This window comes from Brasilonema bromeliae SPC951 (assembly GCF_012912135.1).
GTDB classification, from domain to species: Bacteria; Cyanobacteriota; Cyanobacteriia; order Cyanobacteriales; family Nostocaceae; genus Brasilonema; species Brasilonema bromeliae.
Genome location: NZ_QMEB01000136.1, coordinates 1 through 9,674 on the forward strand (window position 1 = coordinate 1; position 9,674 = coordinate 9,674).

The 9,674-nt window shown below is 43.2% G+C and carries 8 protein-coding genes, 1 tRNA gene and 2 pseudogenes; 5 read left to right on the top strand and 6 right to left on the bottom strand.

What is annotated here, in order from left to right; genetic code table 11:
- From DP116_RS17095 to DP116_RS17105, 3 genes and pseudogenes are all read left to right on the top strand, one after another.
- Positions 1–206, top strand: a pseudogene (locus DP116_RS17095) (IS607 family transposase); the annotation flags it as partial.
- The gene (locus DP116_RS17100; protein WP_169156322.1) at positions 206–1,297 is read left to right on the top strand and encodes an RNA-guided endonuclease InsQ/TnpB family protein; all 1,092 of its coding nucleotides are present in this window, start codon (positions 206–208) and stop codon (positions 1,295–1,297) included. The pseudogene DP116_RS17095 and the gene DP116_RS17100, both read left to right, overlap by 1 nt.
- Before the next feature lie 133 nt (positions 1,298–1,430).
- Positions 1,431–1,628 (top strand): annotated as a pseudogene (locus tag DP116_RS17105) (WD40 repeat domain-containing protein); the annotation flags it as partial.
- Between the two features lie 54 nt (positions 1,629–1,682).
- On the opposite strand, the gene DP116_RS17110 reads toward DP116_RS17105, so the two are convergent.
- The 3 genes from DP116_RS17110 to DP116_RS17120 all read right to left on the bottom strand — a co-directional run bounded on the left by DP116_RS17110 (position 1,683) and on the right by DP116_RS17120 (position 3,431).
- Positions 1,683–1,754 (bottom strand) — tRNA-Lys (locus tag DP116_RS17110).
- Between the two features lie 294 nt (positions 1,755–2,048).
- A complete protein-coding gene (locus tag DP116_RS17115; protein WP_169156324.1) occupies positions 2,049–3,152 on the bottom strand; it encodes an AI-2E family transporter in 1,104 nt (367 codons plus the stop codon).
- A 90-nt stretch (positions 3,153–3,242) separates the two neighbouring features.
- Positions 3,243–3,431, bottom strand: a complete 189-nt coding sequence (locus tag DP116_RS17120; protein WP_169156325.1) for a hypothetical protein — start codon at positions 3,429–3,431, stop codon at positions 3,243–3,245.
- Between the two features lie 117 nt (positions 3,432–3,548).
- Between DP116_RS17120 and DP116_RS17125 the strand changes: the two genes are divergently transcribed.
- Both DP116_RS17125 and ftsH read left to right on the top strand, forming a co-directional pair.
- On the top strand, positions 3,549–4,217 hold the full coding sequence (locus DP116_RS17125) for a DUF1614 domain-containing protein (protein WP_169156326.1): 669 nt from the start codon (positions 3,549–3,551) through the stop codon (positions 4,215–4,217).
- 77 nt (positions 4,218–4,294) lie between these two features.
- Complete coding sequence (ftsH, locus tag DP116_RS17130; RefSeq protein ID WP_169156327.1) at positions 4,295–6,235, top strand: ATP-dependent zinc metalloprotease FtsH; 1,941 nt, start codon at positions 4,295–4,297, stop codon at positions 6,233–6,235.
- A gap of 207 nt (positions 6,236–6,442) precedes the next feature.
- Here ftsH and DP116_RS17135 read toward each other — a convergent pair whose 3' ends face one another.
- From DP116_RS17135 to DP116_RS17145, 3 genes are all read right to left on the bottom strand, one after another.
- Positions 6,443–6,667 carry a hypothetical protein gene (locus tag DP116_RS17135; RefSeq protein WP_169156328.1) on the bottom strand — a complete coding sequence of 75 codons (225 nt, stop codon included), beginning with the start codon at positions 6,665–6,667 and terminating at the stop codon, positions 6,443–6,445.
- Between the two features lie 373 nt (positions 6,668–7,040).
- Complete coding sequence (locus DP116_RS17140) at positions 7,041–7,631, bottom strand: Uma2 family endonuclease (protein WP_169156329.1); 591 nt, start codon at positions 7,629–7,631, stop codon at positions 7,041–7,043.
- Positions 7,632–8,030: 399 nt separating this feature from the next.
- A partial coding sequence (locus tag DP116_RS17145; RefSeq protein WP_246275669.1) for a WD40 repeat domain-containing protein occupies positions 8,031–9,674 on the bottom strand: 1,644 nt, incomplete at its 5' end.

Sequence of the window (9,674 nt, forward strand, 5' to 3'; positions counted from 1 at the left end):
AGCTTGTTTTTGCAATATGTGAGGAGTTTGAGACTGAAGTTGTCATTATCAATAAATCCAACGAAGAAGTACCTTTTGAGCAAGAACTGGTACAAGACATGATTGAACTTATCACTGTGTTTAGCGCTCGCCTTTATGGCTCTAGAAGCAAGAAGAACAAGAAATTGATTGATGGTATGACCCAAGTTGTTAAAGAGGTGCAGTAATGCTGTTAGGTTTCAAGACTGAATTGAAACTGAATAATCAACAACGCAAAGCATTTGCTCAACATTGTGGAGTTGCTCGTCACGCTTGGAATTGGGGACTGGGATTGACTAAGCAGATACTAGATCACAATAAAGCTAATCCTGACTCCAAGATTAAGTTCCCTAGTGCTATTGACTTGCATAAATGGTTAGTGGCACTGGTGAAGTCTGAACATGAATGGTACTACGAAGTCAGCAAGTCTACTCCACAACAAGCGTTAATGGCACTGCGTGAATCTTGGAAGCGCTGTTTTAACAAGACGGCTGGTGTTCCCAAATTCAAAAAGAAAGGTAGACGCGACTCTTTCACATTAGAAGGTACAGTGAAAATTCTTGGAAACAACAAAATCCAAGTACCTGTAATTGGTGTACTCAAAACCTATGAACGTCTACCACAACTAAAACCGAAGTCAGTTACTATTAGCCGCGAGGCAACGAGATGGTTTATCAGCTTCCGTCATGAGGTTGAGGCTCAAGCTACCGAACACACCGACGTTGTAGGTGTTGACCTGGGTGTCAAAACATTGGCGACATTATCGACTGGCGAAGTAGTACCTGGTGCTAAGTCCTACAAGAAATATGAAGCTAAGTTATCTAGAATGCAATGGTTGAATCGTCATAAAATTATCGGTTCAACTAAGTGGAAGAAAGCCCAGATACAAATAGCGAGACTCCACAGAAAGATAGCCAACATCCGAAAAGATACGTTGCACAAGCTCACAACACTGCTTGCCAAGAACCACGGCACAGTAGTAATTGAAGACTTAAATGTATCTGGAATGTTGGCAAATCACAAACTCGCTAAAGCAATTGCTGACATGTCATTCTTTGAGTTTCGTCGCCAGCTAACTTACAAGTGTGAGTTGTATGGTTCAAAGCTGGTAGTCGTTGACAGATGGTTCCCATCCAGTAAGACTTGCTCTAACTGTGGAACCAAAAAAGAAACGCTCACATTGAGTGAGCGAGTGTTTGAATGCGATCATTGTGGTTTTGTTATAGACCGTGACTTGAACGCAGCGATAAACCTCAGTTTGTACGTAGCCGCCAGTTAGGTGGTGGAGAAGCCCGTGGACTGGTTTCGTCCGAACGAACCAGGATGAAGCGAGGAATTAATCGAAGCCCAAGGTAGATATTTCCAGTAATGGACAGCTTTGGGTAGGTATTATATAACGGCATAACGGTCCAGTCATGAGTGTGGTGTTCAGCCCGGATGGTCAGACGATTGCCACTGGAAGTGAGGACAAGACAGTAATACTATGGAATATGGATTTGGATGATTTACTCAGAGGTGGTTGTGCTTGGGCTTCTGATTATCTGAACAATAACCTTAATGTTAAGGATGATGACCGTCACCTTTGTGATGATATTCTTAAAAGAAAGTAATGCCGGATTCAAATCTCCAGCGATTTAGTTAATGTACAACCTGGATTCAAAAAGTGGGTGACGAGGGATTTGAACCCGCAACCAATGGATTAAGAGTCCACTGCTCTACCGTTGAGCTAGTCACCCTATAGCGAGATTAGGAATTTACATGATATCACTTCAAAGCTAATCTTGTCCAGCAAAGTGAACTGTCAACAGGTCGCGGCGTTTGGTACAAATCCTTATTCTACTCGTCCATAATTGTCGCGCTTACCTCACCCCGGTTTTGTCTTGCGCCAAAACCGCCCCTCTCCTTAGTAAGGAGAGGGGACGTGAAGCGTAGCTTTACGGGGGTGAGGTCAAACCAACGTGGAATCAAGGCTGAACGTTAAGTTGACACCAATGCAAGCACAGTCCCCACTACTCTTAAATTAGCTGCTCCTATTCATCTACGGAATTTTCAGCAGATTTCTCTGTTTGTGGTTCATCAGAAACAAGCACAAACTCAGTCTCTCTATGAGATTTATCACCCCATTGATCCAAAACATCTTTGATCAACACTTCTTGCACCCAAATCTTAGCGACAACTGTCAGGGGTAGTGCAAGAAACAAGCCTAAGAAACCAAAGAATGTGACAAAAAACAACTGGGCAATTAAGGTAACAGCTGGTAACAGCGACACTTGATGCGCCATAACAATGGGCGTGAGGAAGTTACTCTCAACCTGCTGAATGATAAAGTAGAGAATAAATACAGCAACAGATTTCCAGGGAGCATCCAAAAGGGCGATCGCCATTGCTGGAACCACGCTCATCGTAGGACCAAGATTAGGAATCAAGTTCAAAAATCCTGCTAAAACTCCCAAAGCCAGTGCTGAACGCACACGCAAAATTGATAAACCAATCACGCTCATCAGTCCCACAACACTCATAGCAATAAAAGCGCCGGTTACCCATCCTTCCAATGACACCTCGCATTTATCTAAAATCCCATCCACTCGCCGTCGATAAAACGAGGGAAACAGCCGCACAAAGACCTTTCGGTAAGCCGCAGGATCGGCGAGGAACATTCCTGTCAACACCAGCACCAGTAAAGTCTTGAGGAGAACTTCTAAGGAACCAGAGACTAAGGCTAAGGAATTTCCTAGCACACGATTGATAAAAGGCTGTGCTTGTTGAATCAAGCTATTCAAGTCCGGTATATAAGCAGTGAGTTGGGCAGGAATGCGGTCTTTTAAGTAATCCAGCCAAGTATTAAACCGCGCCAACCCTTGAGGGACTTGTTTTGTGAGTGCTTGAAACTCAACTGCAAAAGGCGGTACAACCACGAAGAAGAAAAGTACAATCAAGCCTAGAAAGATTGCAACTGACAAGAAAACCGCAATTCCACGCTTGATTCCAAAGCGCTGCAACCTTCTAGCCAGTCGATTTAAGGTAGTTGCTAAAACAACTGCAGCAAACATCAGTAACAGGACTTCCCGAATCTGCCACAGAATGTACAAAGAAAGAACTAAAGCGATTAACCCTATCCATTGACCTAGATTCACTACCTGACTCCTGGCTATTGACGAACTGCTACTTCTTGTCGCTGCAGCTAGGCTAGCTAATTTTAGCAGTTCTCGCCTAGACGTTTTTTGTTAATTTTGCTGTCGTTGCAATCGCCAGAAGAAAACACTTGCCAGAATGACGGTTGGCAAAAAAACGATTATGAGGGCGTTGGTTGCTGTCGCTGGAATATATAAATTCGGAAGAATATACTTAATTAAAACTGAGAGTCCAGTCGAGAGAAGAAACACTTTTAAAACAAATCCAAGCTGATTTTGCATAACAAGTACGGCAATTCACATTTATCTGGGGGGGAGACACGAAATAGAAAAATATGTCTCATTCTTTAAAATAAATTCAAGCAGAGCCACAGACAACACTCTGCATTATAAACCGCCATGATTTACTTGCCAGTGTCGCTGCTGCTATTTCTGGTGTTATTACTGCTCCTACCTTTTTTTTGGTTTGTTGTGGCAGTAGATGTGGTGGAAATTGCAGTTGCAAAATTAGGGTTTTCCCCATCGATCGCAACTTTATTATTTACGCTAGTGATATTGACCAGTACCATCAATATCCCTGTGTACCGTACCGAATCCTCTGTAACAATGGCAAATGACCTTGCTTCTTTATGGGTGAGGGAATATTGGGGTATACCCCTAACAAAAGTACAGCGTTCTACTGTGATAGCTTTGAATGTGGGCGGAGGCTTGATCCCTGTCTTGTTAGCACTTTACCAATTTACACAAGGAAACGCTCTCGCTATTTTGTTAGTGACAGCTATTGTCACACTGGTTAGCTATTATGCAGCACGTGTTGTCCCTGGAATTGGTATACAGATGAATCCGTTGCTGGCTCCTTTGACCGCTGCTTTGTCTGCAATGTTACTTGCGGCAAATCATGCGGCTCCTGTTGCCTTTGCGGGTGGTGTTCTTGGAACCTTGATTGGTGCTGACTTACTGCATCTAAAGGACATTCAAGCTATGAGTTCAGGAGTCCTGAGTATTGGTGGTGCTGGGGTATTTGATGGTATCGCTTTGTGTGGTTTATTTGCTCTTTTATTAACGTGAGGTAGTTATTTGCTATTTGTAGAAACTAAAAAAATAACGATAAATAGAAAATAAATTATTGGAGGGGAAATCAAGAAATGCCAGTTGAAACTAATAATAAAAAACGCCAAATTAAACCACCAAGAATACGTCAGTTTGGTGGTAGCTTGCTCATTCTATTGACCCTTCTTTTTCTCCTGAACGCGATTGTTCCTAGCTTTTTCGGTCCTAAATTACCGCAAGTTCCTTATAGCGATTTTATAGCTCAGGTACAAACAGGTAAAGTAGATCGGGCGATTGTGGGGGGCGATCGCATTGAGTATGCCCTCAAAACTCAAACCCCAGATGGTCAAGCCACAGAACAAGTTTTCGCAACAACACCAGTGGCGATCGACCTAGATTTACCTAAAATTCTGCGTGACAATAACGTAGAGTTTGCCGCACCACCACCAGACCAAAATGGTTGGATTAGCGTTCTTTTAAACTGGGTTGTACCACCATTAATTTTCTTTGGTATTTGGGGCTTTTTGCTCAATCGGGGCGGCGGTGGTCCCGCAGCACTGACAGTAGGTAAAAGTAAGGCTCGTATCTACTCTGAAGGTAGCACTGGTGTAAAATTTCTTGATGTTGCTGGTGTAGATGAAGCGAAAGCCGAACTGGAAGAGATTGTTGACTTTCTCAAAAATGCTGATAAATACACCAAATTAGGAGCGAAAATACCTAAAGGTGTGTTGTTGGTAGGACCTCCAGGAACGGGTAAAACACTTCTCGCGAAAGCAATTGCTGGTGAAGCTGGTGTCCCTTTCTTCAGTATTTCTGGTTCTGAATTTATCGAACTCTTTGTTGGTGTCGGTGCTGCACGAGTTCGCGACTTATTCGAGCAAGCAAAACAACAAGCGCCTTGTATTGTCTTTATTGATGAATTGGACGCACTCGGTAAGTCTCGCGGTGGTGCTGGTGGGTTTGTAGGTGGTAACGATGAACGGGAACAAACCCTGAATCAGTTACTAACTGAAATGGACGGCTTTGATGCTAATACTGGAGTTATCATCATCGCCGCTACCAACCGTCCCGAAGTTCTTGATCCAGCACTGCGTCGTCCTGGTCGCTTTGACCGTCAAGTGGTCGTGGATCGTCCAGACAAAATTGGTCGTGAAGCGATTCTCAAAGTTCATGCTAGAAATGTCAAATTGGCTGATGATGTTAACTTGGGAACCATCGCTATCAGAACGCCTGGATTTGCTGGAGCAGATTTAGCCAATCTTGTCAACGAAGCTGCACTCCTTGCTGCACGCCAAAATCGGGAAGCAGTGATCATGGCAGATTTTAATGAAGCTATTGAGCGCGTTGTTGCTGGTTTGGAAAAACGCTCTCGCGTCCTCAATGAAACCGAGAAAAAGACTGTTGCTTATCACGAAGTTGGTCACGCCATTATCGGTGCTTTGATGCCAGGATCTGGTAAAGTCGAAAAAATCTCTGTTGTTCCTCGTGGTGTTGGTGCTTTGGGTTACACCATTCAAATGCCAGAAGAAGACCGCTTTTTGATGATAGAAGACGAAATTCGTGGTCGCATCGCTATCTTATTGGGTGGACGTTCTGCAGAAGAAACCGTCTTTGGCAAAGTGTCCACGGGTGCGAGTGACGATATTCAAAAAGCGACTGACCTTGCAGAACGCGCTGTGACTGTCTACGGTATGAGCGATAAACTTGGTCCTATCGCATTTGAAAAAGTTCAGCAGCAGTTTATTGAAGGATATGGTAACCCGCGTCGTTCAATTAGTCCGGAAGTGGCAAAAGAAATTGACCGTGAGGTAAAACAAATTGTAGATAATGCTCATCACATTGCTTTGAGTATTTTGCAAGAAAACCGCGACTTACTGGAGGAAACTGCACAGGAACTGTTGCAGAAGGAAATTCTCGAAGGCGCAAAACTGAGGGAACACCTCAACCAAGCCAAAGCGCCAGATGAACTGGCAGAATGGTTGCGGACGGGTAAGTTATCGGAAGATAAGCCTTTGATGCAAACACTTCTTGTGTAAGTAAGATTTTTGAAAGAATTGAAAAGCGATCGCTCTAAGGTGTGGCGATCGCTTTTTTTAGCCTAAATTTCCTCACCTGCAACTTGCCTCAAATCACAGTTAAGTAGCTACAAATGTCTTCAACTGGTTGATTGATATAAAGTTAGTAATAGTTGATTGCCCAATAGCCCGTTAGGGCATTGTGCTTCGTTGCAGTCGCAACATTCGTTAAACTTTTGTTTGTTTGACTTCTTCCTGTTCTACTTGTTGAGTAGTTGGTTCTGCATCCGTTGGTCTTTGGACAACAACCCCTAGCAAAACAGTAGCAATGCCACCAACGCTACCGCCAACTTTTTGATCAATAACGCCTTGGGTAGTGAGGACAGTGGAAACACCTGCAACAACACCTAAGACAGTGCCAAGTAAATCAAGTTGATTTTTGTTGAGTTTCATAGTTAGTAATCAAGGTTAGTTAGAGTGTGCCGACAAAGTATGCTACAGTTTCGATTCTTTCTATTCCGGAGAGATTGGCAACTCTGATTTTTCACGGGATGTGGAAAGTCAGGGGCATGAAACTCCCCTGCTCCTCTCTCCCCCCTATCCCCAGAGGGGACCGGTGAGTCCCCCCTGCTCCTCTGCTGTCTAAATGTGCAAAGGTGGGCTAATTACTTACGATATGTCCGCGCCCCAGTGGAACGTAGAGGCCGGCGTCGCGGCACTCTCCCAAAACCTACTTGTTTTTTTATACTTGTTAGATTGAATTTGTAGCGATCGCAATTTCAAGAGTGCGATCGCTTTTTTTATCCAAAATTTGCTCACCTGCACCTCAACTCAAAGTCAACCAGCTAAAAATCTGTTCAACCGTCAGTTCTAACTCAATATTATTAAGTATGGGCAATTGAGCCGAACCTTCATAGACTTCCACTCGTTGATTAGGGAACACTGCCAAAACACTTTCTTCTTCAGGGTCTATTAACCACGCTAACTCAGTGCCACATCGTGAGCAATACAACAAGTTACCAAGAACTTTTGTTTGTCTTTGGTCTGGGGAAAGAATTTCAATTGCCCAGTCGGGGTGAATTTCAAAGCGGTTAGCAATCCTACCAGATGGTTTTAATGGGATTCTTTCCCATCTGAACACAGTAACATCAGGAACGATTGATTGACCTCCGTAGACGCTCGAAGAGCGGCTTCCCGCAGGGTAGGTGCAGCGAAGTTCTGGAAAAGCTATGGCAATTTTCTGTTTTTTACCGACTCCATTGATGAGTTCGCAAAAACTAGTTTGAATGAGGCTATGTTCACCTTGAGGCATTTGTTTTTGAATAATTTCTCCATTAATATATTCTGATGCTGGCTTAGTGTCTGGAAGTTTTAGGAACTCTTCTAAGGTCAGCTTAGATTTACTAGCTATAGTCATAAGTCAATTCCTTTTTAATTTTTAGTCAAGCCTAAATAAACTCTTCAAGGTGTGCTATTGTCTCACCTATGTTCTCTATCAATTCCGAGGAAAGGTTCTTGCTAGATTCTTGTCCTTCAAGCCAGTCAAACAAGCAGCACAGCCATAAGCTTTCACTACCTTTAAGATTAATATGTGTAAGAAAATCTCCTTGTTTATTTCTTACAGGATTTGGAACGACTATACTATTTTCTGAGGATAGGAAACGCAGCCAAGTTAATTCGGAATAAACTTGAACTTCATCAAAGTTATCTGGCGAATATATTCTTCAAATATCATTTGTCATATGAGAATTACCTATTGTAGAGACGTGAGAAACTTTGCGCTTCACGTCTCTACAATTTAGCATCGAAAATCCTGTTAACTCCGCTGCCAAATTTTAATCGTCTTATCTAAACTCCCACTCACTAATAGTTCCCCTGAAGCAGTAAAAGCCAATGCTGTCACCGTGTGTGTATGACCTGTAAATGTACCAAGCAGTTCTCCCGTTTGTAGGTGCCACAACTTAATCGTTTTATCTGCACTACCGCTGGCGATAATTTGTCCATCCGGACTCAACGCAATGGCGTAGACTCCATCTCTGTGTCCGTTCAATGTCCTAAGTAATTCCCCATTTTCTAAGTGCCAAATTTTAATCGTTTTATCCCGACTACCACTGACCAAAATTTTGCCATCCGTACTGACAGCCAAGGAACGAACAATATGGGAATGACCTGTAAACGAGTGCAGCAATTCGGGAACCAAAGGTATCTCAGCTTCCTGTTGGGACATGCGCCAGACTTTAATTTTGCGGTAACTCCCTGTGATGAGAGTTTGTCCATCAGGACTCAAAGCAAGTGAATGGGCTGCTGTATCTTCTAGAGATAAGGCAGTAGCAACCTGACGCTGCATCAAGTCCCAAAACATAATTGTTCTATCATCCCCCCCGGTTGCCAACATTCGTCCATCTGGGGTAAAGGCTACACACCGCACCATTCCATTATGCTTGTGCAAAATATCAATCAAGTCTTGTGCCCCTACGTGCCAAAGTTTAATTGTGGAGTCTGCACCAGCACTGACTAATGTCTGCCCATCTGGACTGAAAGCTAGGGAATTCACTTCATCAACCAACCCAGATAAAATCCAAGGATATTCTGATAATGTCCCTACTAACTCACCTTTGGTCAAATCCCATAGCTTTGTCTCCCCACGACTACCACTTGCTACAAGAGGAGATGTGTTGCCGTTGTTACCCCTGTGACTGAAGGCTAAGCAATTAATTCCCCTGGTATGTCCTTTTAAGGTCTGCCAGCATTCCCATTCACCTACTATTGTCTTGAGTGGATGGTCTGATGGTAGAGTCTGAGTCGCTTCTGTGATCACAATTTCATTCAAGACTCTTAGCTTGTCTTTTTGAGTACTCAGTGATTCTAAATACCAACTCAGCCCTCCCGCGTACAACAACTGGCTTGGGGTAATATACGATTTTGGCTCACTAAATTCAAGTTGATTTGTGGGTAAAAAACCTGCTATGATCGCCTGCTTCTCATAACCTCTTTGACCAGTAAATGGGTAAAACAAACATAGAAAAATTAAGACTTGATGGTTTTTTAAATCTTCTTGTGTGATCGACCATCTAACTTTGTCTTTCTTGATACTGTTAAAACTTTCTCCATCAGCAGCATAAACTTGAAGACTGACTTTGGGATTTAAGCTAAGCACGTAGGAAAATTTGCTTTCACCACGTAAATTTCCCTCATCATCTAGAACTATATTGTTCAAGGTATCTTGTGCCACTTTTTTCACCTGCTTGCCTAGGCGATCGCTCATGACTCGGTCAACGATTTGCTCTCGCAAAAGATAATCTTCCGCTTGGTGCTGGAAGTATCTTGGAAAAGGAATTGCCCAGTCAGGAGGATCAGGGTATTCAGGCGGTGTGGGGGGGGGATTTTTGGCAATAATTTCTGCTTGTTGGCAAGCAATCTCCAGCAGTTTTGCCAAAGATTCGCCCCAAAATGCCATAAT

Bases quoted from the DNA above. Each gene is read 5' to 3' on its own strand.
- DP116_RS17100 (WP_169156322.1), top strand. From the start codon at position 206: ATGCTGTTAGGTTTCAAGACTGAATTGAAACTGAATAATCAACAACGC.
- DP116_RS17120 (WP_169156325.1), bottom strand. From the start codon at position 3,431: ATGCAAAATCAGCTTGGATTTGTTTTAAAAGTGTTTCTTCTCTCGACT.
- DP116_RS17125 (WP_169156326.1), top strand. From the start codon at position 3,549: ATGATTTACTTGCCAGTGTCGCTGCTGCTATTTCTGGTGTTATTACTG.
- ftsH (WP_169156327.1), top strand. From the start codon at position 4,295: ATGCCAGTTGAAACTAATAATAAAAAACGCCAAATTAAACCACCAAGA.
- DP116_RS17135 (WP_169156328.1), bottom strand. From the start codon at position 6,667: ATGAAACTCAACAAAAATCAACTTGATTTACTTGGCACTGTCTTAGGT.
- DP116_RS17140 (WP_169156329.1), bottom strand. From the start codon at position 7,631: ATGACTATAGCTAGTAAATCTAAGCTGACCTTAGAAGAGTTCCTAAAA.